This window comes from Luteimicrobium album (assembly GCF_030161555.1).
Classification (GTDB): Bacteria; Actinomycetota; Actinomycetes; order Actinomycetales; family Cellulomonadaceae; genus Luteimicrobium; species Luteimicrobium album.
The window spans coordinates 2,630,941-2,657,550 of the sequence record NZ_BSUK01000001.1 but is presented as its reverse complement, the minus strand read 5'-3'; the positions used below and the strand labels follow the sequence as shown (position 1 = coordinate 2,657,550).

At 74.3% G+C, this 26,610-nt stretch carries 23 protein-coding genes and 3 pseudogenes; 8 read left to right on the top strand and 18 right to left on the bottom strand.

The window, feature by feature from the left end; all coding sequences use genetic code 11:
- Positions 1-64 precede the first annotated feature (64 nt).
- Positions 65-520 carry a hypothetical protein gene (locus QQK45_RS13700; RefSeq protein WP_284293721.1) on the bottom strand — a complete coding sequence of 152 codons (456 nt, stop codon included), beginning with the start codon at positions 518-520 and terminating at the stop codon, positions 65-67.
- Between the two features lie 182 nt (positions 521-702).
- Between QQK45_RS13700 and QQK45_RS13695 the strand changes: the two genes are divergently transcribed.
- Both QQK45_RS13695 and QQK45_RS13690 read left to right on the top strand, forming a co-directional pair.
- Positions 703-1,038: a hypothetical protein gene (locus tag QQK45_RS13695; protein WP_284293720.1), complete on the top strand. Its 336-nt coding sequence runs from the start codon at positions 703-705 to the stop codon at positions 1,036-1,038.
- A gap of 12 nt (positions 1,039-1,050) precedes the next feature.
- Positions 1,051-1,488 carry a hypothetical protein gene (locus QQK45_RS13690; RefSeq protein ID WP_284293719.1) on the top strand — a complete coding sequence of 146 codons (438 nt, stop codon included), beginning with the start codon at positions 1,051-1,053 and terminating at the stop codon, positions 1,486-1,488.
- Positions 1,489-1,508: 20 nt separating this feature from the next.
- Here the strand turns inward: QQK45_RS13690 and QQK45_RS23595 are convergent.
- From QQK45_RS23595 to QQK45_RS13650, 8 genes and pseudogenes are all read right to left on the bottom strand, one after another.
- Positions 1,509-2,678 (bottom strand): annotated as a pseudogene (locus QQK45_RS23595) (N-acetylmuramoyl-L-alanine amidase); the annotation flags it as partial.
- Positions 2,679-2,805: 127 nt separating this feature from the next.
- A complete protein-coding gene (locus QQK45_RS13680; protein ID WP_284293717.1) occupies positions 2,806-3,000 on the bottom strand; it encodes a Trm112 family protein in 195 nt (64 codons plus the stop codon).
- Positions 2,997-4,465, bottom strand: a pseudogene (locus QQK45_RS13675) (phosphomannomutase/phosphoglucomutase). The gene QQK45_RS13680 and the pseudogene QQK45_RS13675 overlap by 4 nt, the downstream one beginning before the upstream one ends.
- Complete coding sequence (locus QQK45_RS13670; protein WP_284293716.1) at positions 4,462-6,171, bottom strand: SulP family inorganic anion transporter; 1,710 nt, start codon at positions 6,169-6,171, stop codon at positions 4,462-4,464. Before QQK45_RS13670 ends, QQK45_RS13675 begins: the two are co-directional and overlap by 4 nt.
- A complete protein-coding gene (locus QQK45_RS13665) occupies positions 6,168-6,506 on the bottom strand; it encodes an ArsR/SmtB family transcription factor (protein WP_284293715.1) in 339 nt (112 codons plus the stop codon). Before QQK45_RS13665 ends, QQK45_RS13670 begins: the two co-directional genes overlap by 4 nt.
- 124 nt (positions 6,507-6,630) lie before the next feature.
- Positions 6,631-7,788: an FkbM family methyltransferase gene (locus QQK45_RS13660; RefSeq protein ID WP_284293714.1), complete on the bottom strand. Its 1,158-nt coding sequence runs from the start codon at positions 7,786-7,788 to the stop codon at positions 6,631-6,633.
- Between the two features lie 12 nt (positions 7,789-7,800).
- Positions 7,801-9,213 (bottom strand): polysaccharide pyruvyl transferase family protein, encoded by a 1,413-nt coding sequence (locus tag QQK45_RS13655; protein WP_284293713.1) that lies wholly within the window; start codon positions 9,211-9,213, stop codon positions 7,801-7,803.
- Between the two features lie 16 nt (positions 9,214-9,229).
- Positions 9,230-10,285: a hypothetical protein gene (locus tag QQK45_RS13650; RefSeq protein ID WP_284293712.1), complete on the bottom strand. Its 1,056-nt coding sequence runs from the start codon at positions 10,283-10,285 to the stop codon at positions 9,230-9,232.
- Between the two features lie 148 nt (positions 10,286-10,433).
- On the opposite strand from QQK45_RS13650, the gene QQK45_RS13645 reads away from it, so the two are divergent.
- Positions 10,434-11,312: a hypothetical protein gene (locus QQK45_RS13645; RefSeq protein ID WP_284293711.1), complete on the top strand. Its 879-nt coding sequence runs from the start codon at positions 10,434-10,436 to the stop codon at positions 11,310-11,312.
- A 51-nt stretch (positions 11,313-11,363) separates the two neighbouring features.
- Here QQK45_RS13645 and QQK45_RS23265 read toward each other — a convergent pair.
- The 6 genes and pseudogenes from QQK45_RS23265 to QQK45_RS13615 form a co-directional block, all read right to left on the bottom strand.
- Positions 11,364-12,191: pseudogene (locus QQK45_RS23265) on the bottom strand (polysialyltransferase family glycosyltransferase); the annotation flags it as partial.
- Positions 12,188-13,996: a glycosyltransferase family protein gene (locus QQK45_RS13635; protein ID WP_284293709.1), complete on the bottom strand. Its 1,809-nt coding sequence runs from the start codon at positions 13,994-13,996 to the stop codon at positions 12,188-12,190. The gene QQK45_RS13635 and the pseudogene QQK45_RS23265, both read right to left, overlap by 4 nt.
- A 69-nt stretch (positions 13,997-14,065) precedes the next feature.
- Positions 14,066-14,362, bottom strand: a complete 297-nt coding sequence (locus QQK45_RS13630; RefSeq protein WP_284293708.1) for a hypothetical protein — start codon at positions 14,360-14,362, stop codon at positions 14,066-14,068.
- A 165-nt stretch (positions 14,363-14,527) separates the two neighbouring features.
- A complete protein-coding gene (gene tnpB / locus QQK45_RS13625) occupies positions 14,528-15,730 on the bottom strand; it encodes an IS607 family element RNA-guided endonuclease TnpB (RefSeq protein ID WP_284293707.1) in 1,203 nt (400 codons plus the stop codon).
- A gap of 245 nt (positions 15,731-15,975) precedes the next feature.
- On the bottom strand, positions 15,976-16,233 hold the full coding sequence (locus tag QQK45_RS13620) for a recombinase family protein (protein ID WP_284293706.1): 258 nt from the start codon (positions 16,231-16,233) through the stop codon (positions 15,976-15,978).
- Between the two features lie 205 nt (positions 16,234-16,438).
- A complete protein-coding gene (locus QQK45_RS13615) occupies positions 16,439-16,783 on the bottom strand; it encodes a DUF3499 domain-containing protein (protein WP_284293705.1) in 345 nt (114 codons plus the stop codon).
- Positions 16,784-16,878: 95 nt separating this feature from the next.
- On the opposite strand from QQK45_RS13615, the gene QQK45_RS13610 reads away from it, so the two are divergent.
- Positions 16,879-17,376, top strand: a complete 498-nt coding sequence (locus tag QQK45_RS13610) for a metallopeptidase family protein (RefSeq protein WP_348525238.1) — start codon at positions 16,879-16,881, stop codon at positions 17,374-17,376.
- Positions 17,377-17,495: 119 nt separating this feature from the next.
- Here the strand turns inward: QQK45_RS13610 and QQK45_RS13605 are convergent, their stop codons facing one another.
- The 3 genes from QQK45_RS13605 to QQK45_RS13595 all read right to left on the bottom strand — a co-directional run bounded on the left by QQK45_RS13605 (position 17,496) and on the right by QQK45_RS13595 (position 22,935).
- Positions 17,496-19,151, bottom strand: a complete 1,656-nt coding sequence (locus QQK45_RS13605) for a DUF5719 family protein (RefSeq protein WP_284293704.1) — start codon at positions 19,149-19,151, stop codon at positions 17,496-17,498.
- Positions 19,148-22,567 carry a glycosyltransferase gene (locus QQK45_RS13600; protein ID WP_284293703.1) on the bottom strand — a complete coding sequence of 1,140 codons (3,420 nt, stop codon included), beginning with the start codon at positions 22,565-22,567 and terminating at the stop codon, positions 19,148-19,150. The genes QQK45_RS13605 and QQK45_RS13600 overlap by 4 nt, the downstream gene beginning before the upstream one ends.
- 98 nt (positions 22,568-22,665) lie before the next feature.
- Positions 22,666-22,935, bottom strand: coding sequence for a WhiB family transcriptional regulator (locus QQK45_RS13595; RefSeq protein WP_194174438.1), 270 nt, complete (start codon positions 22,933-22,935; stop codon positions 22,666-22,668).
- 280 nt (positions 22,936-23,215) lie between these two features.
- On the opposite strand from QQK45_RS13595, the gene QQK45_RS13590 reads away from it, so the two are divergent.
- The 4 genes from QQK45_RS13590 to QQK45_RS13575 all read left to right on the top strand — a co-directional run bounded on the left by QQK45_RS13590 (position 23,216) and on the right by QQK45_RS13575 (position 26,599).
- A complete protein-coding gene (locus QQK45_RS13590; RefSeq protein WP_284293702.1) occupies positions 23,216-23,623 on the top strand; it encodes a TIGR03089 family protein in 408 nt (135 codons plus the stop codon).
- A complete protein-coding gene (locus QQK45_RS13585; protein ID WP_284293701.1) occupies positions 23,620-24,042 on the top strand; it encodes a hypothetical protein in 423 nt (140 codons plus the stop codon). Before QQK45_RS13590 ends, QQK45_RS13585 begins: the two co-directional genes overlap by 4 nt.
- The gene (locus tag QQK45_RS13580; RefSeq protein ID WP_284293700.1) at positions 24,039-25,181 is read left to right on the top strand and encodes a glycosyltransferase family protein; all 1,143 of its coding nucleotides are present in this window, start codon (positions 24,039-24,041) and stop codon (positions 25,179-25,181) included. The genes QQK45_RS13585 and QQK45_RS13580 overlap by 4 nt, the downstream gene beginning before the upstream one ends.
- 104 nt (positions 25,182-25,285) lie before the next feature.
- Positions 25,286-26,599 (top strand): LCP family protein, encoded by a 1,314-nt coding sequence (locus QQK45_RS13575; RefSeq protein ID WP_284293699.1) that lies wholly within the window; start codon positions 25,286-25,288, stop codon positions 26,597-26,599.
- Positions 26,600-26,610 lie beyond the last annotated feature (11 nt).

Sequence of the window (26,610 nt, the reverse complement as noted above, 5' to 3'; positions counted from 1 at the left end):
GGACAACCCCCACATCCTAGGCTGCGCCGTCGGGCACCCCGGGCCGGGCCCGGGTGCCGCGCGGTCAGCTGCGCCCGAGCCCGACCGCCGACACGCGGACCGGCTTGTGGTCGAGCGTCTTCACCACGACCGTCCCGGAGCGCGCCCGGGAGAGGACGACGTCGAGCTGCTTCGCCCAGGTGGTCCGGGAGGCCGCGGTGGAGCGCGTACCCACCCGAACCCCGCCGACGTAGACGGCGAGCCGCCCCTCCCCGGGCCCCGTCCGCACGATCAGGCGCACGCGCTTGACGCTCCTCGCCGTGCTGATGATGATCGTGGCGCCCTTGGCGGACGTCTGGTAGGCGCCGTCGCGGTAGTAGCGGCCGTCCGACTTCTTCGCCCAGCGCAACGAGCCGGTCGACTTCTTGAGCAGCGCCGAGCTCACGGGCCGGGTGACCGTCCGGTAGTGCGCGAACGCGCTCGACCCGCCCGGCCCGACGGCCCGGACCGCGACGTCCCACGTGACGCCCGTGCCCTTCATGGACAGCCGGGCGTGCGTGCTGGTCGTGGTGGCGACGCGGTGCCACGCTCCGCACCCTTGCCGTGGGCCGCGGACCGATCCCAGACCTCGTACCGCGTCGCGCCCTTCGACGCCTTCCACGTGTAGATCTGGGCCGTGCCGGGCCGGACGGCGGCGCTCGCCGGGAGCGCGACCGCCCGGGGGTGGCGGCGTGGGCGGCGTGCGACACCCCGCCCGCCTGGGCGGCCTTCGTGCGCGGGAAGGCGAGCCCGCTCACGAGCTTGGGCTTGCGATCAAGCGCGACGAGCGTGATCGTGCCGCTGATCGTCTTCGCGAGCGGCAGCACGAGGACCGACGCCGCGTGCGCCGTCGTGCTGCGCAGGTCGAGCACGCCCAGCCGGGCGGTGCCGGACCGCACCTCGAGGCGTCCCTCGGTCGGTCCGGTGGGTGCCCGCAGCACCACCTGGCGGACGTCCTTCAGCCCCGTCACGGTCAGGCTGGCGGTCGGGCTCGTCGAACGCCACGCCGCGTCGCGGTAGTAGCCGCCGTTCTTGACGGTCTTCCACGAGGGCGAGCGCGTGACCATGCCCGGGGAGACGGGCCTGGTCGCCTGGGTGTGCGTGCGCACCGGCCCCAGCCGGCCGTTGGCGTCGACGGCGCGCACGGCCACGAGCCTCGTCGAGCCCGAGGCCGTCGTGATCACCGCGTGCGTGGTGGTGACGGTCTTGAGGACGGTCCAGTACCGCGTGTCGGCGAGCGACGTCGTCGCGCCGCGCGTCGCCGCCCTGGTGAGGACCTGGTACTTCTTGGCGCCCGGGACGGCCTTCCAGGAGTACGCCGTCGACGCCGCCCACTGGACGGGCGCCTGGCTCGCCGTCGCCTTGACCACGGTCGGCGCCGCCGTCGTGTACTTCACCGCGCCGTACTTCTTCCCGGCTGCGTCGACGCGCGCCTTCACGGCCTTCCGGATCGTCGGGAGCTTCTGGTAGAGGTACGTGCCCGGGCACGCCGTCCCGTTCGTATCCCGGTGCCCGAGGATGACGGGGACCTTCACCTTGATGCCGGCCTTGTGCTTGGGGACGCTGCCCGTGCTCGAGCCCGTCACGAGCGTCGTGTGGCCCGTCGGGTTGAGCCCGTACTCGTAGCCCTTCCAGGCGAGCACCTTCTCGATCCCGGTCAGGAGGGCCGCGGACGGACGGGCCGTCTGGTAGTTGCCCATCGCGGACACCCCGATCGTGCCCGTGTTGTAGCCGCCGGCCTGGGCCCCCAGCGGGTTGTCGTCGATCGCGTTCTGCCGGCCCTGGTAGATGGTGCCGTACTTGTCGACGAGGAACTGGTAGCCGATGTCCGGCCAGTTCCGCGCGCCCGTGTGGTACGCGTAGATGCCGCGCACGATCGCCGGCGCCTGCGCCTTCGAATAGCTGTTCGTGCCCGCCGTGTGGTGGACGTACATGGCCTGGAGCTTCGCTGAGACCTCCGGCCACGACGACGCGCGCTTCTCGTCCGCGCCCCACTGCTTGCGGGTGACGATCTTGGGCTGGATCTCGTAGCCCGTCGCCGCCGACGCGCTCGCGGCCGGCGCGGCGTCCCGCGCGACCGTCGCGTCCGACGCCTGGGTGCCCGGGTCGATCACGTCCACCTGGACGTCGTCGGGCGCGGTGCCGTCCGCGGTGAGGATCCGGACCTGGACGCCGTCCGCGCCACCCGTGATCAGCGGGTCGGTCCCGGGACGTTCTCCGGGCACCCCGACGTCGTCGACGTCGAGCTCCGTCCAGGCCGACCAGGTGCCGTCCTCGAGGACCCGCACGGACGCCTCGACGACCTTCGGCGAGCCGGGCGCCCAGGTGACGCCCGCGACGAGGAAGTGCTGGGTCACGGTCTTCGTCCCGAGCACGGCCAGGGCGCCGGCATCCTGCGCGCCGCCGCTGGGGGCGGGTTCGTCCCGCTCCGCGGGCCGCAGCGCCGTGCGGTCGCGCAGCGCCGTGCGGTCCACGTGACCCCGCACGTGGACGGTGTCGGAGTGCGGTGTCACGACGTGCGCCGCGGGTGCGGGCAGGGTCGCGACGGGCGCGACCACCGCCCCGCCCGCGAGCACCGCCGCGACCGTCAACCGGACCGTCGCCCGGCGTGCTCCGGCCGCCGCTCGCCCCCGCGTGCTCGCAGGCTCGACGCCACCCATGGCGACCCCCTCGTCCCCTCGTGCCCGTTCTGCGCACGTCACGCCGCACACCAGGGTGCGGGGTCGTGCGGTGGCACGCATCTCGGGACGGCCTGCGATCCCACCAGGCGGGACCGGCGCTGGGCGCCTACAGCGGTCGCGCGTCCGACTCCAGCAGCACGGGGATGCCGTCGCGCACGGGGTACGCGAGCGGCCGCTCGGGGTCCGTGGAGTGCAGCTCGGGCTCGCCGTCCGGCCCGACGCCGTCGACGAGCGTCGCGCCCGTCACGGGGCAGCGCAGCAGGTCACGGGCCCACGCGTCCAGGGGGATGGGGGTGCTCATGCCTGCTCCTCGGGGGTGTCGTCGGCCTCGGCCCGGACGAGCGACAGGACGTCGTCGCGGACCTTCTCCATGATGTCCTCGTCGGCGGCCTCGACGTTGAGCCGCAGCAGCGGCTCGGTGTTGGACGCGCGGAGGTTGAACCACCACTGGGGCGTGGAGTCCCAGTGGGAGACGGTGAGCCCGTCGAGCTCGTCGGTCGTGACGGGCCCGGCGCCCTGCTGGGTCACGTACGCCTCGACGACGCGCGCCCGTGCGGCCGACACGTCGGCGACCCGCGAGTTGATCTCGCCGCTCGCCACGTACGGCTGGTAGGCGTCGGCGAGCGCCGACAGCGGGTGCGGCTGGGAGCCGAGCGCGGCCAGGACGTGCATCGCGGCGAGCATGCCGGTGTCCGCGAAGAAGAAGTCGCGGAAGTAGTAGTGCGCGCTGTGCTCGCCCCCGAACACGGCCTGGTGCTCGGCCATCTGCGCCTTGATGAACGAGTGGCCGACGCGCGTGCGGACGGTCTCCGCGCCCGCGGCCTGCAACAGGTCGGGGACGGCGCGCGACGTGATGAGGTTGTGGATCACCGTGGGCGTGCGGCCGGCCTCGAGCTCCTTGGCGACCTCCCGCAGCCCGACGAGCGCGGTGATGGCCGACGGCGACACGGGGTCGCCGTGCTCGTCGACGACGAAGCACCGGTCGGCGTCCCCGTCGAACGCGAGCCCGAGGTCGGCGTCGTGCTCGACGACGGCGGCCTGCAGGTCGCGCAGGTTCGCGGGCTCGAGGGGTTGGCCTCGTGGTGGGGGAACGAGCCGTCGAGCTCGAAGTACAGCGGCACGACGTCGAGCGGGGGCGCGGGCAGCCCGGCGCCCGTCCCGAGGACCGCGGGGACGGTGTACCCGCCCATGCCGTTCCCGGCGTCGACGACGACCTTGAGCGGGCGGATCCCGGAGAGGTCGACGAGCCCGCGCAGGAACGCCGCGTAGTCGGCGAGCATGTCGCGCTCGGTGACGGTCCCGGCGGCGTCGGCCGGCTCGGGCAGCCCGTCGCCGAGGAAGTCGCCCGCGAGCTCGCGGATCTCCGCGAGGCCGGTGTCCTGCCCGACGGGTCGCGCGCCCGCACGGCACAGCTTGATGCCGTTGTAGACGGCGGGGTTGTGGCTCGCGGTGAACATCGCGCCGGGAACACCGAGCGACCCGGACGCGAAGTACAGGCCGTCGGTCGAGCACAGGCCGATGCGGACCACGTCGACGCCCGCGTCGGTCAGCCCGGAGGCGAACGCCTCGACGAGCTCGGGCCCGGACTCGCGCATGTCGTGCCCGACGACGGCGCTCGGCCGGGCACTCTCCCCCGCCTCGGGGAGCACCACCACCCGGGCGAACGCCGCGCCGATCGCGCGGGCGACGTCGGGCGAGAGCTGGTCGGGGACGGTCCCGCGGACGTCGTAGGCCTTGATGAGGGAGGACAGGTCGATGCGCGTCACCCGACGAGGGTATCGGTCTCCTGACCGCCCTCGGGTCGTGAGTCGACGCGCTGCCCGACCAGGGTGCGGGCGTACGCGATGGCGGTCGGTGTGTCGGCGAACACGCGGCCCGCGTCACGCAGGTGCTGGGCGACCGACAGCCGGTCGAGCACGGCGTCGTGGTGCGCCTTGGTCCCCGAGAGGAGGACCACCGAGCCGCGGGCCTCGAGCCGGTCGATCGCGTCGCCCAGGACGCTCGCACCGGTCGCGTCGAGGCTGGTGACCCGCGACATGCGGAGGACGACGACCGGAGTTGCGGCGGCCCGCGTGAGCTCGAGCAGGAACTCGTGCGCGGCCGCGAAGAAGAGGGGCCCGTCGAACCGGTACACGACGATGTGCTCGTCGAGGACCGCGAGCTCCTCGGTGGTGTGCGTGTCGGGATGGGGTACTCCGTCACCGGCCTCGAGCGTCTCGACCCGGGCGGCCCTGACGACGCTGCGCAGCGCGAGCACGACGGCCACCGCGAGACCCACGAGGACCGCGGTGACGAGATTCACCGCGACGGTGACCACGAAGGTGAGGACGAGCACCAGCGCGTCCCCTCGGGTCGCCCGCGCGACAGCCCGCAGCGAGCCGACCTCGACCATCTTGATCGTCGTGGCCAGGAGCACCCCGGCGAGGGCGGCAAGCGGGATCCTCCCCACGAGCGGCGCGAAGGCGAGCACGAGGACCGCGAGCACGACGGCGTGGGTGAACGCCGAGGTGCGCGAACGGCCACCGGTCCGCACGTTGACCGCGGTCCGTGCGATGGCGCCCGTCGCGGGCACTCCGCCCAGGAAGGGCGTCACGACGTTCGCGATGCCCTGGCCGAAGAGCTCGCGATCGGGGTCGTGGCGCTCGTCGACGGTCATGCCGTCCGCCACGGTCGCTGACAGGAGGCTCTCGAGCGCCCCGAGCGCGGCGACCGCGACGGCGGAGGCGGCGAGCGTGCCCATCGCGCCGAGGTCCACGAAGCTCGCGTCGAAGGTACCGATCTGCCGCGGGAGGTCGCCGATGGGCGCGACGTCGAGGTGCAGACCGACCACCGCGAGGGTCGCGAGGACCACGCCGACCATCGAGAAGGGCACTCGGGGCGCGAACCGCTGACCGACCAGCATGAGGACCGCGACCGCGAGCGCGACGACGAGCGTGACCACGTGCGGGGTCCTGAAGAAGTCGACGGCAGCGAACGCGGCCGTCGACCAGACGGCGCCGCCTCGCGCCTCGACGCCGAGAGCGTTGGGCACCTGCTGGAGGAAGATCACGACGGCGATGCCCGCGGTGAACCCCTCGACGAGCGACACGGGCAGCAGCCGTACGAGCCTCCCGAGACGCGCGAAGGCTGCCACGACGAGCACGACGCCGGCGAGCAGCCCGACCATGAGGACGCCCTCGCGACCGAACTTGTGCACGACCGGCAGCAGGACCACCGACATCGCGCCGGTCGGCCCGGAGACCTGGAGGTTCGACCCGCCGAGGACGGCCGCGATCGCACCGGCGACGATGGCGGTCGTGAGCCCCGCGGCCGGCCCCAGACCCGAGGCGACGCCGAAGGCGAGCGCCAGCGGCAGGGCGACCACGGCCACGGTGACCCCCGCGAGGAGGTCGCGTCCGGGGTTGCGCCGCGCCGCCTCCCAGTCCGCCCGAGCGGGGAGCAGCGTCGCGACGACGTCCGCGACCCGGCTCATCGAGCGCCGAGCTCGGTCTGCAGGTCGGCGAGCAGCTCTTCCTGCCCGAGGATCACGGACGTCAACAGCTCCCGCGCGGCCAGCATGAGCTCCGCGACGTTGGGGGCGCTGAGCGCGTAGGTGACCGAGGCACCGTCGCGGGTCGAGGTGACGAGCCGGGCGCGACGCAGCACCGCGAGCTGCTGCGAGAGGTTGGACGGCTCGAGCTCGAGGTCGGCGAGCAGGTCCCGGACCGGCCGCGGCCCGGCGAGGAGCAGCTCGAGGATGCGGACGCGGACGGGGTGGCCGAGCGTGCGGAAGAGCTCTGCCTTGGCTTCGTAGAGCGGTCGGGACATGAGCAACCTCGTGCGGCTCGCGGGATTCTGGGCGGGCGCCCCGAGTGAGAATGTCAGCGATTGAAGAATTCTTCAACTCAGCGACGAACCACCGGAGGCGCAGTTCGCCGGTCTGGAGGCGAGGTCACCCGGCGGGCGCAGGCCCCGTGGCGCCGAGGAGTGCGACCGCCTCAGCAGCGACGGGTGCGCGACGCTCGCCCGTGAACAGGACGTTGTGGTAGCGGCGGTACACGTACTCCGCGCCCGACGCATACGTGAGGTCGGACCCGACCGGGTAGGCCAGCCCGGCGTCGTCGTCCACGTGCCAGGCCCGCGTGTAGCCGCGCTCGCCGAGCAGCGCGTAGAGGGTCGCGAAGTCGTCGCGCGAGAGCACCTCCGCGAGCAGCGCCGGCTGCTCGGCCGTGAGCAGCTCGCGCGCGCCCGCGAGGACGTGGGACTCGTGCCGCTCGACGTCGAGCTTCATGAGGGCGACGTGCGGCCTGCCCTCCGCGGCCCACCAGGTGTCCAGCGTCGTGACCTCGACCTCGGACGTCGCAGCGCCCTTGGCGGCGTCCCGGTCGGCGAACCGCTCGAAGGACGACCCCGTGGCCAGGGGCACGGCGTCGTTGTGGTGCAGGGTCAGGACGCCGGGCTCCGAGGAGACGCCGACGGCGTGCACGTGCACGCGCGTCTCGAGCCCCGAGAGGCGCACGTTCGTCCGGGTGCGCCGGGCGATCCGGTCGACGACCTCGAACGCGTGCACCACGACGTCGGGAGACGACGCCCCCGCGACGAGGGAGAAGATGCCGGTGTGCGCGCCGACGTCGAGCACCAGCTCCGCGCGGGCGGCCAGCGTCGAGAACACCGCGGTCGAGAGGGTCTCGTAGGCGTTGGGGCCGAACCAGAACGTGACCGCGGCGACGAGGTCGTCCTCGTCGAACCACATCCACGCCGGCCGTCCCTCGCCCACCTGGACCAGGACCGGACCCGTGTACGGGTGGCACCGGCGCAGCGCGCGCAGCTCGGGCGACTGGACGCGGGTGTGGACCGAGCGGCCGGTGGCCAGCCAGGGCCGTGCCGCGTGCGCGGCGACGGACTCGCGGGTGCCCCGGCGCGGCGACGGTGCTGCGGGCGCCGGCGCCGCCGCGCGCGACGCGGCGTCGCGGGCGTCGAGCGCGAGCTGCACGCGCCGGTCGACGAGGCGGCGCAGCTCGTCCCCCGCCACGGCGTCCGCCCAGCGCGTCAGCGTCCGGCGCACGCGCCCGCCGCTCACGGCACCCCGGTCCTCAGGTGCTTCCCCCATGGCCCCTCCTCGTCAGCGCCGCGCCTCGCCCAGCCCCAGGCGACGGCGCACGTACCGCGCGCCTCGGCCGACGGTCGTCGCCGGCGCGGTCGGGTCGCTCACGACCTCCAGGGCCCGGCGCACCTGTTTCGCGCGCGCCACGTCGCCCTCGGCGTAGAACTCCTCCCGGCGGTCGCGGAGCCACGTGCGCGCGATCCCGGCCCGGCCGCCCGGCCGGCGGGTGCGGCTCTCGAGCGCCATGGTCTTGGCGTGCAGGCGGCTCGACAACCAGACCTCCAGCTCGCCCAGCGGCACGCACTCGCGCTCGTCCGGCATCTGTCCGGTGAGGAGGTGGTGGATCCGCGCGAGGTTGTCCAGGGAGACGTCGTAGAGCCGCTCGCGCTCCTTGGTCGCGCGGCCCTGCATGACGTCGTACTCGTCGTGGCAGCGCTCGACGTTCGCCACGATGCGAGCAGCCAGGTCGGGGTCGTCGACGTCGATCAGCAGGTCGTCGACGCCCACCTCCCGCGCGAAGTAGACCATCTTCGGGGAGGTGTCGATCGGCACCACCAGCGACCCGGCGCCGAACGGGACCATCGCCCCGTGCCCGCGCGTCGAGACGACGATCGGGACCTGCGAGAAGTACCGCGGCCCTGACAGCATGTCGCGGCCGTCGGTGTTCATCTCGACGAACGTGAAGTCGTCGAAGCCGTGCGCGCGCAGGTAGTCGGGGACCGCGGTGTCGAACTTCGCGAAGAACGACGCGAGCTCGATCTCGTACCCGGCCGCCTTGAGCGACCGGCACGCCCGCAGGACCTGTTCGGCGACGCGGTCGTCCGTCTCGGACGGCGAACGGGTCACCTGCAGGGTCACCCGGCGCGCGTTCTCCGGCACCGCGTGCGGGTCGCCGGCGCCGTCCACGAGGTGCCGCACGAACGTCGTCGGGCACGGTTGGAACACGATCTTGTCGTGGAACCGCTTGTCGACGATCTCCTTGAGCCGCTCGATCGAGCCGTGGTTCCGCAGACCGACGAAGGGCGAGTCCTCGATGACGGCCTCGAAGTGCTCCTTGAACACCGGCGCGAGGCCCGTGTGGTTGCGGTACAGGTTGAAGCCGACGGCGAAGACGATGGTCCGCCGCATCGCCCGGGCGGTCTCCACGCTCGACCTGAAGGCCCACCCCGACAGCTCGTGGTTGCGCGGGATGATGATCCCGCCGCCCGCGATCAGGCCCGCGTCGAAGGTGTTGGCGCGCTCCACGAGCCCCGGCCCGATCGTGAACCGGTTGTCCGCGCCGTCCTCGACCCGGAAGTACCGCCGGCCGCCGAACGAGTGGAACAGGTACCGGATCGCCTCGGCCAGGATCGCGTCGCCGTAGTTGTTGTGGGTGTACAGCTGCCACGAGAACAGCCGGACGGGCTCGTGCGGGGCTGGGGGCGTCGTCATGCGATCTTCCCTCGTCTCAGGCAGCCGCGAGCGCGTCGCGCCCCGGCTGCCACGCGTCCATGAGCCCGGTCGTGCCCGACCCGGCGGCGTCGTCCTGCAGGGCACCCGCGAGCATCCGCGCGTCGGTGGCCGACGGCGCCGCGATGAGCTGCGCGAGCGCCCAGGTCGCGGAGTCCGGGCGCATCGCCAGCAGCGGGACCCGCGCGCCGAAGCGCGCGAAGACGTCGTCGACGAAGTCCCCGATCCCCCGCTGGATCTCCGCGTTGCGCCGGTCGGTGGCGACGGTCGGCCCGAGCACGGGGCGCCCGTCCGGTCCGAACCCGTGGCACTCGGGAAGCGCCACCGGCGTCAGCAGGTACTCGAGCACCGTGCCGTGGCGGAAGAACGTGCGGTCCTGCGACCACGGCTCGAACCGGGCACCGGTGATGACCGCGTACTCCAGCGCGTGCTCCATGCCCGTGAAGTACAGCCCGTCCACGCGCCGCCCCAGGCTCGCCATGATCGCCCGCTGCGACGACCCGGAGTACCCGAGGTCGACGACGACCGGACGCTCCGCGCCGGCGAGCCGCTCGGCGTAGTACCGGCGCGCCCCGGCGCTGCGCTCGGCGCACGCGGCCGCGACCTCCTCGGCGTGCTCGACGAGCACGGCGGTGAGCGCCGCCGCGTGCTCCCGGCCGAGGGGTGCGTCGAGGGCGGGGACGCCGGCCCGCGCGAGCGCCGGCTCGAGCAGAGACACGACGCCCGGCCCGAATCGCGTCGTCAGCAGAGTCCGCGGCGTGTTGGCGGGGTTGAGCCCGTGCACGAAGCGGGTGCCTGCGACGTGCGCCGGGTCCCCCGAGAACACCTGGAAGGCCGCACGCCGCGACGCCAGGAGGTAGCGGGCCGGCGGCAGGTCCGGGTCGCTCGCGCGCAGCCGCTCGTAGATGCCGTGCGGCACGTACCCGTCGCGCGCGAGGAACGAGACGTCGTCGTAGGCGAGGTCGCGGACCTGGCGCGCGACCCAGAGGGTCCAGCCCAGCAGCGCGGGGCCCGCGATCCCGTAGCCGAGGGCGTACGGGCTGCCGAGCGACACGCCGCCCTTCGGGAACGCGACGAACGGGTTGTCGAAGAACCGCTGCGCGACGACCCCTTGACCAGGGACAGGCCCTTCTCCTCGCGCACCCCTTCCAGAGCCCGCCGAGCGCGTGGGTGCGCCGGGCGGCGTCGAAGGCGGACGGGACGTGCAGCGTGGCGATGCCACGCTCGGCGGGCCGCTCGACGTCGGACAGCGGGTTGTCCCCGACGTGCAGGAGCGCGTCCGGCGCGATCCCGAGGTCGCGCAGGACGACGTCGAAGAGCTCGCCACCCGCCTTGGTCGCGTCCGCGTCGGCGGACGCGAAGACGAACGCGGGCTCGACGGGCAGGAGCGGCCCGACGAGGTCGAGCAGCTCGGCCGCGGAGTAGAAGGTGTCCGACACGAGGCCGACGCGCCGGCCCAGGCGCTGCGCGAACAGCATCAGCGCCACCCCGAGGGCGCGCGGGGCCAGGAGCTGCTCCTCGAGCGCGACCTCCGCGGCGAGGAGCGCCTTGCCGTGCGTCGCGCCGCCGAGCAGGCGCGCGGTCTGCTCGGCCACGGCCTCCATCGGGTACTCGTCGCGCTCGGCACCCGCGGCGCGGTCGGCGGTGCGGAGCGTCTCCACCGCGGCGTTGCGCGCGTTGCTGAACCGCGCCATCGGGGGCAGGTCGGGCGCGAGCTCGCGGTCGAGGACGCTCACCAGGTCCGACGCGCGCGAGACGGGTCGCACGACGAGCGTGTCGAACACGTCGAAGGAGACGTAGGGCGCGATCGAGGTGCGGAGCGTCCGGAACGCCTCGGGCAGGCCCGGCGTCACAGCCCCGCCGACGCCGTGCACCGCCGCCAGCAAGGGGTCCTCGGTCGTGGGCGGCACCGAGTCGACCTGGCGCTCCAGCACGGTCCACGGGTCCACGCCGGAGTCGACGGCAGGCAGCCGGTCGACGCTCGGGACCCGGTCGCGCAGGGCCAGGTAGTTCGCGAGCTGCCCGGTGCGTTCCGCGCCCAGGCTCGCGGACATCCGGAGCCCGAAGTCGACGTCCATTAGGAACGACGGGACGCCCAGCAGGTGCGGGGCGGTGAGCAGCAGCGTCGAGTTCACGGCCACGACGGCGGCCGGCCGCGAGGTCGCGATCAGGACCTCGAGCGGCAGGTCGCGGTCCGTCATGAGGGTGAGCCCGCCGGCGGCCGCCTCGGGCAGCGACGCCGCGATCGCGTCGTAGACCGCGGACGCGTGCCGCGGGTGCGGCTTGTACGCGACCCGGTACCCCTTGGCGAGGAGGTCCTCCACGGTCCGCCGGTAGACGGCGACGAGCTCCTCGGTCGACACCGAGTCGCCCTTGCGGTCGAAGTACTGCTCGACGAGCACCACCGTGTCCGGCGTGAGCCCGGCGTCGTGCCGCCCGCACGCCCGCTCCAAGACGCCCGTGAACGCGGTCGCGTCGATCTCCTCGAACAGCTCGGGGTGGTCGAGCGCCGAGAGCGGCGCGAACGCCCCGAGGTAATGGTGGTACTCGACCCGCACCACGCGGTCGAGGAACTGCAGCGGACGCAGGTTGTCCGGGTACAGGCCGGCCATGCCCTCCTCGAACAGGCTCACGCCCGCCTCGGGGAACGCGCTCGCGAGCGCGTCGAGCAGCCAGTGCGAGTGGGACAGGAACATCCGCAGCTGCTGCGGCGCCTCGCCTCCGCACAGCCTCGCCATGCGCGCCGAGTCCGCGAGGATCTCCAGGTACCGCGCCGGGTCGCGCAGGAACGCGACGCTCTTGACGCCCCGGAGCCGGCGGATCCGCCTCCGCAGGACCGGCTCGTCGGCCGGGTCGGAGAACAGGACGACGACGTGATGGTCGTCGCCCGGCCCGACGTACCGCGAGGCGAACGAGTTGACGGCCGAGTACAGGCCCGTGACCAGGTGCAGCGTCCTCATGCGCCGAGCCCCACCGCGCGCCGGCCGGCGGTCGTGCACATCCGCGCCCACGTGCCCGCCGACGCCCGGCGCTGCCCGCGGCGCCGCTGGACCTGCGCCAGGACCCGCAGGTTGCGCACCGACCCGGGCCAGCGTTCGAGGTTGCGCAGCGCGACCCGCTCGGCGTCGTCGAGCCGGCCCGCCTCCATGAGCTCGCGCGCGACGAGCCACCGCTTGGTGCTGGCCGCGGTGGCCGGCGCACCCACCGGGAGCGCCGTCGTCGACCCGGGCTCGGCGTCGGCGGCGCGCGGCGCCGACGCGGCGGCCCCGACCCGCGCCCGCTCGCGCGCGAGCTGCCACAGCGTCAGGTAGCCCAGGTAGTCCGGCCCGAGCTGATCGATCCACAGCCCCACGAGCGACTCGGGCAGCTCCGGGTCCCGGTTCCACGGCTTGGGCCCCACGAAGTGCAGCACCTTGACGTCGCCCAGCCCGACCACGCCCGGGTTCGAGTCGAGCATCCGCCAGAGCGTGTTGTACGCGCTGTCGAGCCAGTCGATCTCGGGGAAATAGCTGTTGAGGAACCCCTGGTCGCCGCCGTCGTACGACTCCAGCGTGCCGTTCTTGGCCATCATGTCTCGGAACACATCGGCGTCCGGCGTGAACGCGAAGACGCCGCTGTTGAAGATCTCGCGGTTCAGGGTGAAGCCGAAGTCCGGCGCCGCGGACAGGCCGTCGCCGTCGAACAGGTCGTCGAGCCCGTCGAGCACGACCGTGTCGGCGTCGAGGTAGACGCCGCGGTCCAGGAACGTCAGCGCGAAGACCCCGAGCTTGGAGAACGTGTACTCGAACCGGCCCTGGTGCTTGCCGGCGAACAGCGCGTTGCGGATCCGGGGCGCCCGCACCACCGTGAGGTTCTCCGGCAGGAACGGCACGTCCGGCAGCCGGTACCCCGCCGGGACCAGCGCGAGCAGCGGGTAGGACGACACCTTCGCCAGGGAGCGCGCCATGGCGAGCGCCCCCCAGAAGTAGCCGTCGTCGTCGAAGTAGGTCACGTACGCGACCCGCCGCTCGCCCGACGGCGTCTGCCGCAGCGCGTAGAGCTGGTGCGGCGCCAGGTCGGCGTCGGGCTTGGCCTCGGGCGTGATGCGCGCGCCGGCGACGGCCGGGGCGTGCGAGACGAACTGCTTGAGCGGCTCGCTCGCGGCGCCGTCGACGATCTCCGCCCCGGGGAACCCGTCACGAAGCCGCTTGAGGTGACCCAGCTCGTAGGAGTAGGCGACGCGGCTCGTCGACCGGAGGCCCGCGCCGACGGCGTCCTCGGTCAGGATCGAGCGGCGGACCTTGCCGACGTAGGTGCCGTCGGCCTGGCCGTCGAGCACCACCACGCGCTCGAAGCCGAGCGACAGGGCGGTGCCGAGCATGACCGTGAGCATGCTCGGCGGGTGCGGGTCGCCGAGGACGGCGGCCGTCGTCGGCGTCCGCACGAGGTAGTCCGCCCAGTCCTCGACCTGACCGGCGCGGACCATGCTCTCGAGGGTGTGCCCGACGAGCTGCTGCGCGCGGCGCAGGTCGGTGAGCACGGCCCCGATCTCGTAGTCGCCGCGGTAGACCGTGGCGCGGACCTTCTGCAGGGCGGCCTGCCGCGGTGCCACGAACCAGGCGGCGATCGCCCGGCCGAACCAGAAGTGGTCCTCGGCCGACACGTCGCCCTCGCGGAACACGTACGCGTCGGCCGGGAGGCTCGCGTAGTCGATCTCCTCGAGCGACACGCGCGCCGTCACGAGGACGACGGGACGCGTGACGTCCAGCCGGTTGAGAACCTCCACGGGCCTGCCCTTCCCGGCCCCGGAGGGCCTTTCCGTCATCGTGCTGCGGTCGGTCGGCCGCCGGGTCCGCTAGGCGTCCGACGGGGCCGCTGCGTGCGGGTCGGGGAGCACGCGGCGCCCCGCGGCGCGGACGTGCTCCCACAGGTCTGCCTGGAGATTACTCACGTCCTGGCGGTACTCGGCCTCGCGAGCGAGCACTTCGGAAGAACGTTCCAAGAGTTCATCGGCGAGCCCGTCGTCGTTCACCTCGAAGCCCCATTCGGTCCGCCCGAGGTCCTCGAGGAAGTACCGGGCCTTGGGGTGGGAGACGATGCTGAGGACGGGCGTCCCGAGCCCGAACGGGATCATCGCGGCGTGCCCACGCATCCCGACGACGAGCGACGCGTCCGCGTAGAGGCGGTACCGTTCGGAGAGTCTCGGTGACTCTCTCTTCCTGTTTCATCGGCCTCTGCCCCGCGGGTGCGGGGACTTGCGTGGCCTCGACAGGCGTTTCGGGTCTCCGGGGAACTGCCCGGCGACCGTGTGCTTGGTCTACGCGGCAAGGCGTAGGAGATTGATCGCGGCCGTCCGGTCACGATCGTGGACGGTCCCGCAGGGGCAGGTCCAGATCCGGTCCGCGAGGGTCAGGTCGTGGTTGACCGCGGCGCAGGTCGGGCAGGTGCGGGTCGAGGGGAACCACCGGTCCGCGACGACCACTTTGGACCCGTACCAGGTGGCCTTGTAGGTCAGCTGGCGACGGAACTCGGCCCACCCGGCATCGGCGATGTGCCGCGCCAGGCGCCTGTTCTTGACCATGCCCGCCACGGACAGGTCCTCGATCACGATCGTCGACTTGGTTCTCGTCAACGACGTGGTGAGCTGGTGCAGGAAGTCCGCCCGGGCGTGCGCGACCTCCAGGTGGACCTTCGCGACAGCGGCGGCAGCCTTGGCCCGGTTCTTCGAGCCCTTCTGCTTACGGGCGAGGGCCTTGTTCGCGCGCCGCAGCCGGCGCAGCTTGTGCCCGAGGTGGCGCGGGTTCGGGACCTCGACCACGGTGCCGTCATCGGCCGCGATCGTCGCGAACGTCGTGATCCCGAGGTCGATCCCGACCACCGGGCCGCCGGTGGGCGCCCTGTGGCGGGCGTTGATGTCGGTGCGGTCCACCTCGACCTGGAACGCGACCCACCACCTTCCCGCCCGCCGTTCGAACCGTGAGCCCAGGACGCGGGCGCGCCGGTCGGCGATGCGGTCGGTGAGCCACCCCATGTCCTCACGCGTGGAGACCTTGCCGATCGTCGGGACGTGCACCAACCGCGACGTGGCGGGGTGGGCGGTGTGAGCGTCGAACCGGCAACTCGCGCCGTCCTTGCGTCGCCGGAACCTAGGGAACCCGACCCGTCGACCCTTACGAGCCGCCGTCTTGGACTTGGCCCAGTTGCCCAGTGCGGCCGCCAATGCCCGGCACGCCTCCTTCGGCACCCGCGAGGACAGCCCTTCATCGCTGAACCACGGGTAGGCCTGGCGGTGGGTGGCCCGCCAGTACTTCTCGAGCGCGGGCGCCGACCAGCCCATCGCGGGCGTCAGCTCGTCGTCGCGAAGACCGTAGGTGCGTTCCGCGGCGCGCTGTCCCATCACCGCCACCACGTGTGCGAGGCAGTGGTTGAACACGACCCGGTGCAGACCGGCGTGCTGCGCCAACCGGGACCCCTGGGCAGCGTCGGGTGCGAGCTCGACCCGGAACCCCTGCAACGTCACGGGCCCACCCTCCCACCCGGTGCCGACATCGCCGCCACCGCAGCATCCGCCTGCCCGCGCGCGGAGCGGCGTCCCTCGGGCACGCGCAGAACGAGGTCAAGATCGCCGTCGGGTCCCGTACCAGGTCGTCGTCGACCTCGGCCAAGTCCAGCACGACCAGTCCGCGCCCGGCCGCTCCGAGCGCCGCCTGCAGGTGCTCCACCCCGAACCTGGCAGCACGGTCACGATGCTCAACCACGATCGCCTCACCGGCGGTCCGCGAGCAGTCGGGAGAACTTCACCCGGCGGGCGTTCAACCCGGAACCCACCTCGGGCACCACCGAGTCCAGGCGCAGCCCACGCTCCAATGCCCCGAGCGTGACGCGGCCGACCTGACGCTCCAGATCCGCCTCCTGATCCGCACCCGAGACCCAGCAGTACCCCACCGTCCGGCCTCCTCGGCCGGCCGATTGGCTCAGGACGAGGTACCAGCCAGTCGCCGCTTTCACGACCGAGACAGGCATGTTCCCCTCGCGCGCCCACTTCCACGCCGTCTGATAGTGGACACTCTGCTCACGAGCCCAATCCGACTACCTCGCACCACTGAGACCGCCACATCACCACTGAGAATCGCTGACAAACACGCGAACAGTTCGCAATCCTCACACCCTGGCACCGCGCGGTGAACGCGGGCTGAACCGCAGGATCCGGCGACGGCCCCGACGACGGTCAGTCGGCCTCGCGCAGCACGCGCAGGTGGGCGCGGCGGCCGTCGGGCGTGGGGTCGGGTTCCGCGGCCTGCGCGGCCCCCGCGCGCCGGACGGCCTCCGCGAGCGCCGACAGGTCGTCGGGGCTGGGCGGCGGCTCCTCGAACCGGTCCGCGAGCCGCACGACGTCCCAGCCTCGTGGCACCGTGAGCTTCTGGGCGTGGTCGGCGCACAGGTCGTAGCTGTGAGGCTCGGCGTAGTGCGCGAGGGGCCCGAGGACCGCGGTGGAGTCCGCGTACACGTACGTGAGCGTCGCGACCGCTGCTCCGGTGCACGCCGTCCGCGAGCACTGCCTGACCGATTGCACGGAGGGAACGGTACTCCTGGTCCGGGCCGTCGTGGTCGAGGCGCGCTGCTTCCGCCCGCCCGCACCGCTGCGACGCACGTCGCTAGGCTCGGAGGGTGACCTCCTCCGCTGCCTTCCCCGGCCCCTCTGACGGCGCAGCCGCCCGGTCGCTGCCCGTGCCCGCCGACGGCGCAGCCGCGCGCCCGTTCCCGCGTCGCCGCGACCGTCGTGGCCGGGGGCCGCGCGGGCCGCTGCTCCCGCCCGGCCTGCCGGCGGCGCGCACCCGTGCGGACCGGTTCGACGACCTCGTGCTCGGCACGGTCGAGCGCCTCGAGGAGCGGTGGGGCGCCCAGCTCGAGGGCACGGAGTTCGCGGTCGAGGACGTGCCGCCGTCGGACCCGGCGCCCTGGGAGGAGTCGGTCCCCCTGGGGCGGTGCTTCCCGGCCGAGTCGGGGCAGCCCGCACGCGTCGTGGTGTACCGCCGGCCGGTCGAGGCGCGCGCGATCGACGACGACGACCTCGCCGACCTGGTGCGCGACGTCGTCGTCGAGCAGGTGGCGCACCTGCTGGCGCGCACGCCCGAGGAGATCGACCCGCGCTACGACGGCGACTGACCGCGACCCGTCAGACCGAGGGTCCCGTATCCGTGCACCACGTTCTGACAACCGCCCGCCGCCCTGTTCGTGTCAGAACCAGGTCCCTGTATCCGTGCACCACGTTCTGACAGGTCGGGTCAGGGCAGGCCGAGGGTCGGGTCCTCCTGGGCCGCGACGGTCCCGCCGGACGACACGCTCGGCACGGGCGCGAGCACCGAGACGAGCTGCCCGGACGCCCCGCCCGTCGGCACGCCCGACGACGCAGCCCCCACCGAGGTCACCACGCCCCAGGCGACGGTCGCCCCGCCGCTCGGGGTGACCGCGTCGACGGCGACCCCGGCGACGTCCTTGCCGGGCGCGAGCGCCCCGACGTCGAGCACCGCGCTGGTGCCCGCCGCGACGGTCGTCGGACGGCTGAGCATCTGCGCGCCGCTCGCGTCGAAGAGCCGCACGGTCGCCTTCGCCTCACCGGAGACCTTCGCGTCGGTCGAGCGGTCGGCGGGGAGCGCCGTCAGCACGACGGCGTCCGACGTGCCGGCCGGGAGCGCGACCTCGCCGGCGTCCGGCGACCCCGCGGGCGGGGCGTCGGGCACCGCCTGCGCGGGCACCCAGGCCCGGTCCCACGCGGTGTGCGGGTCCGACGGCGCGGGCTGACCGGCGGCCCCGGTCGTCCCGGGGCGCTGCTCGACGATGCCCGCCACCACCTTCTGGTCGGCGTCGACGGTCACGGTGTACGTCCCGGCGGGCAGCCCGCCGAGGGGCACGTCGACGACCTGGCCGGCGTCGAGCGCGACCTGCTCGGCCCCGCGCAGGTGCACGCGCCCCGACGGCCCCCACAGGCTCACGGTGGCCTTCGCGGCCTTGCTCGGAGCGAGGAGCCGCAGCACGGGGGCGCGCGTGTCCGCGATGGCCTCGCCGCGGCTCACGACGCCCGCGAGCGCCAGGTGCTGGGCGGGCGCGGACCCGGGCACGACGTCGTCGACGCCCTGCGGGACGATGCCGGAGAGGGTCGAGTGCTGCAGGTACGCGCTCACGAGCCCGCCCGACGCCTTGACCTGGACGACGAGCCGGTCCACGCCGGGGGCCGCCGCCTCGAGCAGCCGCACGACCTCCTTGCCCGCGGGCACGACGAGCGACGCGGAGCTCGCGAGCGGGATCTCGCCGTCGGGTCCCCACGCGCGGACGCTGACGGTCGCGGGCGTGAGCCCGGGGTTCTGCAGGACGAGCTGGGTGCTGCTCCCGACCTTGGTGTCGCCGCCGGCGAGCCACGCGACGGTGCCGGGGGTCTGGCAGCTCGCGGCGACGAGGCCGCGCAGGTCGCCGGACGTCGTGGTCGAGGCGACGCTCGCGGCGACCCGGTCGGCGCCGGTGTCGGGGGCGGGCGCGCGCAGCGCGAGCCCGCCGGGGACGGTGTCCTGGCGCAGCACGCTCGCGGCGTCCCCGCCGGGCGACGCGGCGAGCGTGGCGACCTTCGAGCCGTCGAGCTGCTGCAGCGTGCCGGCGCCGGACGCGAGCGCGAGGGCGCCGAGCCGCGTCGTGGTGGGCACGGGCGAGGCGCGGAACTGGGCGTCGCCGCCCGAGTCGGGGTCGGTGAGCCGTGCGGGCCCGGGGCAGACGAGCATCCGGTCGCCGGGCGCGACGTCGACGGTCGAGGTCCGGTGCGCGAGCCGGTCGGAGGCGGGGGCGGTCAGGTCGGGCAGGACGTGGGGCACGAGCGCCGCCCCGCCCGCGACGAGCGCGACGGCCACGATCCCGGTGCCGCCGAGCAGCGTCCTCCGCCACAGCCGGCTCATCGCAGCACCACCCGCCGACGGCGCACGGGCAGCGCGAGCAGCACCACCACGAGAAGGAGCACGCCCGAGGACCAGAGCCAGAGCGCACGGTGGGGCGCGTCGTAGGTGACGACGAGATGGCCGGCCTTCCCGGCGGGCACGGCGAACTCCTGCTGCCACGTGTCGTCGCCTCCGGTGGCCGCGAGCGTGCGCCCGTCGAGCGTCGCCTGCCAGTGCCGGTGCGCGTGCGAGGCGAGGACGAGCGTCGTGGCCGCGTCGCGGGCGGGGAGCGTCGCGTCGACGCCCGAGTCCAGCGACGACAGCGAGCGGAGCACCTTCCCGTCGGCGTCGCGCAGGGTCGCCCACGCGCCGCCCGTGGACGTCTGCGCCGCGCTCGTGCCCGACAGGTCGACGCGCCAGAGCACGGAGTCCTGACCCTCGGTCACGCGGGCCAGGCCCGGGACGGTGTCGAGCCGTGCGGTCAGCGCGGTGCGGGCCGACCCGCGGGTCGTGCCGTCGGCCGGCAGGAGGACGCCCCCCACGCCGAGGTCGGACATCGCGTCCGCGAGCCCCCGCGACGACGGCGCGACGCCGTCACCCGCGAGCTGGGCGACGACCTGCGCGAGCCGCGCTTCCGGGCTGGCGGACGCCGGGGCGGTCCCGTCGAGGGCCGCGCGGGCCGTTCGGCCGTCGACGACGACCGACGAGTCGACGAGCTGCGTCCCGTCGGCGCGCATCAGGGTGTAGCGGACGGTGGGGACGGCGCCCGTCGTCGGGACGGCGTCGAGCAGGAGGAGGCGCGCGCCGGCGGCCTGCATCTGCTGCCCGACCGGCGGGACCACGGGCGTCCCGGCGAGCGTGAGGTCGCCGACCGTGTGGTGCGTGGTGTCGACCTGCTGCGCGACCCAGGTCCCCACGGTCGCACAGGGCACGGCGAGCGCCAGCCCGACGACGGCCGCCCGGGTCACCTGCCTGCCCCGGTGCGGCTCGTCGTAGCGGCCGCGCAGGACGGTCCGTTCGGGCAGGCCGAGGAGCGCGGCGCCGAGGAGCCCGGCCACGACGAGGCTCGTCCCCGCCCCCGGCCACGCGCGGACGAGGCCCGAAGCGCTGGTCGCGACCGTGACCGACGGGGCGACGACGGCGATCGCGAGCCCGGCCGCGGCGACGACCCAGCCGACCCGGGCCGCGACGGGCCGGCGCGAGCGCACCACCGCGACGAGCGCCACGACGGCCACCGAGCCGACCAGCGCCACCGACACCGCGGTCGCCCAGGTCCCCGGGGCCCCGAGCGCGGACGCCGGGTCGGCAGGCCAGCCGAGCGCACTCTGCCAGGGCTCGACGGCGTCATACCCGGTGGGGTTCCCGGATGTCGCGAGCAGCAGGCGCCACCCGCCGCCCTCGCGTCCCCACGTCCGGCCGACGTGCCACAGGAACGGCCCGAGCACGACGAGCGCCGGGACGGGCACGAGCAGGAGCCGCACGTACCGGCGGGGGCGCGCCGACGTGACCACGGTCGCGAGCGCCGCGACGACCACCGCGACCACGCAGACCGCGAGCAGCGCCGGCGTCCCGGCGGCGACGGGCACGAGCAGCAGGGCGGCCGCCGCGAGGGCCCCGAGCGAGGGCGTCGCGAGCCGCCGGGCCGGCCCGCGGCCCGCGGCGTCGAGCGGGCCGGCCGCGGGTGCGATGCGGTCGTCCACCACGACCCCGACGCCCCGCAGCGTCGCGAGCACGAACCAGGGCAGCGCGGCGTGCGCGACGAGCGCCCCCAGCCGCCCCTGCCCGACGGCGAGCAGCAGCGCGGGCGACGCGGCCCAGACGAGCGCCGCCCAGGCGCGGGCCGGGATCCACCGGGTCAGGGCGCCGGCCGCGAACCAGGCGCCGAGGCCGGCCGTGAGGAACGATGTCGCCAGCAGGAGGTTCACGGCGACCTGCACGTGCCCGAACGTGAGGACCGACGCACCGAGCACGACCGCGAGCACGGGGTCGGCGGGCGCCGCGTGGCCGAACCCGGACTGCACCCACCCGCTCGTCGCGGCCGACCAGAGCTCACCCCAGCTCGACGACGCGGGCAGGAGCGCCCCGCCCACGAGCCGCTCCCCGGACGCGAGCGCGCCCGCGAGCGACGCGAACACGAGCCCGGTGAGCACCACGAGGGCGAGCGCGACGACGCCGAGGGTGACGCGCCGCCGGGTCGCGAGCTGCGCGAGCTCTGCCCGCTCGAGCTCGCTCGGCGCGAACGCCGAGCGGCGCTGCTCGGCGGCGCTGAGCCGGCGGTCGCGCCGCTGCGCCGCACCCTCGCGCCAGTCCTGCTGGAGCGGGCGGACCGCCCGGCGCGGGACGGTCGAGGTGCGGTGCACGGAACGGCGCGCCCGCACGAGGCCGGGCACCCGCACCAGCACGAGCAGCGGGGCGAGGAGCTCGTCCCGCGCGTGCGCGGGCTGCTTGAGCGCAAGCCGGTACATGGCGCGGAACGGTGCGCACACCACGAGCCAGACGGCCAGCACGGGCAGGAACAGGAGCGGCGCCCCCACGAGCCGCAGGTGCAGCTCGCTGCGGCGCCGTGCGCCGAACGACTCGTCCGCGGCGTCCTCGAGGTCGTCGTCGTCGACCCGCAGCGCGGCCGCCGGGTCGGCCGGGTCCACCCGGTGCAGGCTGAGCTGCGCGTGCTCGACGACGGCGCGCGGCACGACCACGACGCGATGCCCGGCGAGACGGGCCCGCCGGCACAGGTCGAGCCCGTCGCCGAACGCGCCGAGCTCGGGGTCGGTCCCGCCGAGCTCGTCCCAGACGCCGCGGCGCACGAGCGCGCCGGCGAGCCCGACGCCGAGCACGTCGTCGCGCGCGTCGTGCTGCCCCTGGTCGATCTCGTGGGGCTCGACGACGGACACCCGGCGCCCGGCCCGGGACGTGGTGACCCCGACCTCGACGAGCTCAGGGATCTGCCGGCCGTCGTCGGCGAGGGTCGCGGGGCGGGGGTCACGGGTCGTCCAGCGGCGCTGCTTGGAGCCGGCGACCGCGACGGCCGACGAGTGCTCGACGGCACGCAGGAGGGCGCCGAGCGCGCCCGCGTCGGGAGCCGAGTCGTCGTGCAGGAGCCACAGCCACTGGCCGTCGGGCTCTTCGCGGAGCGCCGCGGCGACGCCCTCGCCGAACGTGCGCGCCCGGGGCGCCGCGACGAAGCGGGCGTCGCCGAGCTGGAGGTCGGCGTAGCCGCTCGTCGCCGTCGACGTCGCGACGTCGACCACGACCAGGCGGGTGGGGGCACGGTGCTGCGCCCGGACCGCCGCGAGGGTCCGCCGGAACCAGGGGTTCGCGCCGCGCGTGACGATGACGGCGGTCACGCTCGCGACGACGGGGACCGTGCCCGTCACGGCGGACACGACCGACGCGCCGGCGTCCGCCGGCGCCGTGGACAGAGCACTCGCGTCGTTCATGGCTCCGCCATCATGCGACGGGCCGGAGCGGAACCGTGGGACGTCAGGGAGTCGGCGCGGCGACCCCTCGCGTCGGCGCGAGTCTCGTCAGCGCGGGTTCAGATCGCGCGGCGCTTCAGCTTGCGGCGCTCACGCTCGGAGAGGCCGCCCCAGATGCCGAACCGCTCGTCGTGCGCGAGCGCGTACTCGAGGCACTCCTGCCGGACCTCGCAGCCGGAGCAGACCTTCTTGGCCTCGCGCGTCGAGCCGCCCTTCTCGGGGAAGAACGCCTCCGGGTCGGTCTGGGCGCACAGCGCCCGCTCCTGCCAGCTGAGCAGGGAGTCCTCCTCGGCGTCACCGAAGAGGGAGACGACCGGGGCGAGGCCCAGGTCGTGGTGGACGAGCTGCGCGGGCGCCGCCTCGGCGCCGTAGCTCGTCGTCGCGTCGGACGGAAAATCGCCGCCGTCCCCGTCGAGAAGGTTCCACATGTTTCGCCCCTTTACCTGCGGTCCTCGTGAAGAAACTGCATTGGTAGAATTACACGCGTGTCATCCGTGAGCGTCAAGCCGAAATGTGGTAGCGCTCCGGGGACGAGGGGTGAAGTTCACGTGCAGATCGGCGTGTCGCAGGACGCGGGCGGCGCGTTCTCACCACCTCTAGGCTGAGGGCATGGAGCCCGCCGCCACCCCCTCGACCAGCACCGTCGCCTCGTCCTCCGGTCGGCCAGGAAGCACGGGTCAGAGCGCGTCCGCGCTGCTCACACGGGTCGCCGCGGCGGGCGGCGCGCCACGCCTCACCTGGTACGCCGACGGCGGCGAGCGGATCGAGCTCTCCGGTGCCGTTCTCGGCAACTGGATCACCAAGACGGCGAACCTCCTCGTGGAGGAATTCGATCTCGGTCCGGAAAGCACGCTGACGCTCGATCTTCCTGCGCACTGGCGGGGTATCACCTGGGCACTGGCCGCATGGCGCGTGGGCGCCTGCGTGGACCTTCGCCGTGACGCACCCCCGGCGCCGTCGTCGCGACCGACGACCCCGAGCGGTGGGCCGGCCGCGGGGCCGACGTCGTCGCCGTGAGCCTCGCGCCGCTCGCCCGCAGCTTCGGTGCTGCGCTGCCTCCCGGGGTCCTCGACGCGGCGGCCTCCGTCATGACCTACGGCGACGTCCTCGGGTACGCGCCGCCGACCGACCCGGCCGCACCCGCGCTCGTGATGGCCGAGGGCGCCGTCACGCACGCCGCGCTGGTCGACCACGCGCTCGGCGGAGCCGCCGGGGCACCCGCCCCCGGCGCGCGGACCCTCGTCGTCGCGCGCGAGCCCGGCGCGTTCCTCCTCGACGCCGTCGCGACGTGGGCGCGGGACGGCTCGCTCGTCGCCGTGACGCCCGACGTCGCCGCCCTCGCCACCTCCGACCCCGCACGCTGGGAGCGCCTCGTCGCCGGCGAACGGGTCGACGTGCTCCTCGCCGACGGCGCGGACGAGCCGCGGACGCGATGAGCACCGGCCGGCCGCGGGTCCTCGTGGTGGCGTTCACCCGCCACCAGGACGACGTGCGCGTCCGGCGCCTCGTCCACGCCCTGGCCCGCACGGCGGACGTCACCACCGCCGGATACGGATCCGTCGTCGCCGACGCGCTCCGCCACGTGACGCTCGGCCCCGCCGACAGCCCGCACCCGCCCGCCACCGCCGTCGCGACGGGCTGGCTGGCCCGCGGCGTCTCCCCGCTGCTGCGCTCCGCCGCTGCCCGCGCCACGGCCGCCGCCCTCGCGGGCGACCGGTGGGACGTCGTCGTCGCGGTGGGCGCCGACACCCTCCCGGTCGCGCGGCACCTCGCCGACGGCGCCGCGGTCTGGGCGGACGTGCGCGCCTGGCCCGACGCGGGCGCGCACGGACCGTTCGCCCCGCTCGAGCGCGACGCCCTGCTCCGGGTGCTGCACGAAGACCTCCCCCGGTGCGCCGCCGTGACGGCCGCGTCCGGCGCCCTGGCCGACCTCGTGCGACGCGAGGTCCCCGGGCTCGAGCCCGACGTCGTCGTCGTGCAGGACACCTGGCCCCGGGCCGACCTCGCGCCCACGCCCGTGGGCGACCCGGTCCGGCTCGTCCGCGCGGGCGTGGCCCGCGCCGGCGTCGGGCTGGAGACCACGGTCGAGGCCATGCGCGCGCTCGGGGACGGCTGGAGCCTCGACCTGCTGCTCGCCCCCGGGCCCGACGACACCGTCCTGCGCCGGCTGCACGAGCGGGCCGCCGAGCTCGCGCAGGTGCGGATCCTGCCCGCGCCCGACCCGGACGACCTGCCCGCCGCGCTGCACGGCTACGACGTGGCCACCTGGTGGGTCCCGCCGACGACGACGCAGGCGTGCGCCGCGCTGCCGTCCTTCCTGCTCGCCGCGGTGCAGGCGAGGTGCGCGCTCGCCGTCGGACCGGCGGCCCAGGCCGAGCGCCTCGTACGGTCGTACGGCCTGGGCGCGGTCGCCGTCGACGTCTTCGCGGCGACCTGCGCGGCCTCCGTGCGGCGCCTCGGCCGGGACGGGATCGTCGCCGCCAAGGAGCGGGCCGACACCGCCGCCGGCGAGCTCTCCCGCGGCGCGGACGACACGCGGCTCGACGGGGTGCTCGACCGCCTGCGCCTCGGCTGAGATGCTGGCGCGGTCAGGAGCAGGCCCTTCTCCACAATCCCTCCACCGCACGCGCTCCCACGCCGCGCGGGGCCTGCGCAGCGCTCCGCTTAGGATCACATCCCGTGACGACGAACAACGCCGCCGAGAAGGGCGCCCCCCGACACGCCCGCTTCCTGCGCACGCACGTCGTCGCGAAGGTCATGGGTCTGGTCCTCGTCGCGGCGATCGCGGGGGTCAGCAGCGGCGCCTACGCGTTCGTCCGGCACTACCAGGGGAACATCGACTCGAACGACACGACGTTCCTCGCCGCCAAGGACAAGAAGACCAAGGACCCGAGCGACCCCGACGCCGGGCACGACCTCAACATCCTCATCCTCGGCTCCGACTCCCGCGGCGGCGCGAACGGCAAGATCGTCAAGGACGACAACGGCGGCCAGCGCTCCGACACCACGATCGTCCTGCACATCTCGGCCGACCGGAAGCGCATGGAGGCGGTCTCCATCCCGCGCGACTCGATCGTCGACATCCCCGCGTGCCAGATCGACGCGAAGGGCCACTCGACGGGCGCCGCGCCCGCGACGATGTTCAACGCGGCCTTCTCGTTCGGCGCGGACAAGGCCAAGGCCGAGGGCGGTGACGCGTCAGCCCAGATCGCCGGCGGCGCCGCGTGCACGTGGCAGACGGTCGAGTCGACGACGGGCATCACGCTCGACGGCTACGTGGTGCTCGACTTCAGCGGCTTCGAGGGCATGATCAACGCGCTCGGCGGGGTGCCCATGTGCATCCCCACGAAGACGGTCGTGCCCAAGGCCGACCTCGACCTCGACGCCGGGTACCAGACGCTCAAGGGCAAGGAGGCGCTCGGCTACGCCCGCGCCCGCGAGGGTATCGGCGACGGTTCCGACACGGGCCGCATCAAGCGTCAGCAGGAGCTCATGGGCGCGATCTCCAACAAGGTCTTCGCCCAGAACTTCCTCACCGACGCCCCCAAGCTCTTCAAGTTCCTCGACGCCGCGACCAAGTCGCTGCACACGTCCAAGACCGACGGCGGGCTCAACCTCAGCTCGGTGACCAGCCTCGTCGGGCTCGGCCTCAGCCTGCGACACATGTCGTCGTCGGACGTCACCTTCCTGACGATCCCCAACGGCCCGTACCCCGCCAACCACAACCGCCTGGTCTGGACGGAGCCCGCCGCCTCCGAGATCTGGGACAAGCTCGCCGAGGACAAGCCGCTCACCGCGGCCGAGGAGAAGGCGGCGAAGAAGGCCAAGGCGTCGGCGACCGCGAAGGCGACGAGCAAGGCGACGTCCGGCACCTCCGACAAGTCGTCGGGCACCACGAAGAAGCCGACCACTCCCGCCACCCCGAAGGACCGGGACAAGGACGGCATCACCGCGGCCGACGTCGTGAGCTCCAAGGGGGCCTGCACGTCATGACGCCCGACCCC

Coding starts and splice junctions, on each gene's coding strand:
- QQK45_RS13665 (WP_284293715.1), bottom strand. CDS start 6,506: ATGTCCCGACCGCTCTACGAAGCCAAGGCAGAGCTCTTCCGCACGCTC.
- QQK45_RS13580 (WP_284293700.1), top strand. CDS start 24,039: ATGAGCACCGGCCGGCCGCGGGTCCTCGTGGTGGCGTTCACCCGCCAC.
- QQK45_RS13660 (WP_284293714.1), bottom strand. CDS start 7,788: ATGGGGGAAGCACCTGAGGACCGGGGTGCCGTGAGCGGCGGGCGCGTG.
- QQK45_RS13605 (WP_284293704.1), bottom strand. CDS start 19,151: ATGAGCCGGCTGTGGCGGAGGACGCTGCTCGGCGGCACCGGGATCGTG.
- QQK45_RS13600 (WP_284293703.1), bottom strand. CDS start 22,567: ATGAACGACGCGAGTGCTCTGTCCACGGCGCCGGCGGACGCCGGCGCG.
- QQK45_RS13670 (WP_284293716.1), bottom strand. CDS start 6,171: ATGAGCCGGGTCGCGGACGTCGTCGCGACGCTGCTCCCCGCTCGGGCG.
- QQK45_RS13655 (WP_284293713.1), bottom strand. CDS start 9,213: ATGACGACGCCCCCAGCCCCGCACGAGCCCGTCCGGCTGTTCTCGTGG.
- QQK45_RS13700 (WP_284293721.1), bottom strand. CDS start 520: ATGAAGGGCACGGGCGTCACGTGGGACGTCGCGGTCCGGGCCGTCGGG.
- QQK45_RS13620 (WP_284293706.1), bottom strand. CDS start 16,233: ATGCCTGTCTCGGTCGTGAAAGCGGCGACTGGCTGGTACCTCGTCCTG.
- QQK45_RS13630 (WP_284293708.1), bottom strand. CDS start 14,362: ATGCGTGGGCACGCCGCGATGATCCCGTTCGGGCTCGGGACGCCCGTC.
- QQK45_RS13680 (WP_284293717.1), bottom strand. CDS start 3,000: ATGAGCACCCCCATCCCCCTGGACGCGTGGGCCCGTGACCTGCTGCGC.
- QQK45_RS13590 (WP_284293702.1), top strand. CDS start 23,216: ATGGAGCCCGCCGCCACCCCCTCGACCAGCACCGTCGCCTCGTCCTCC.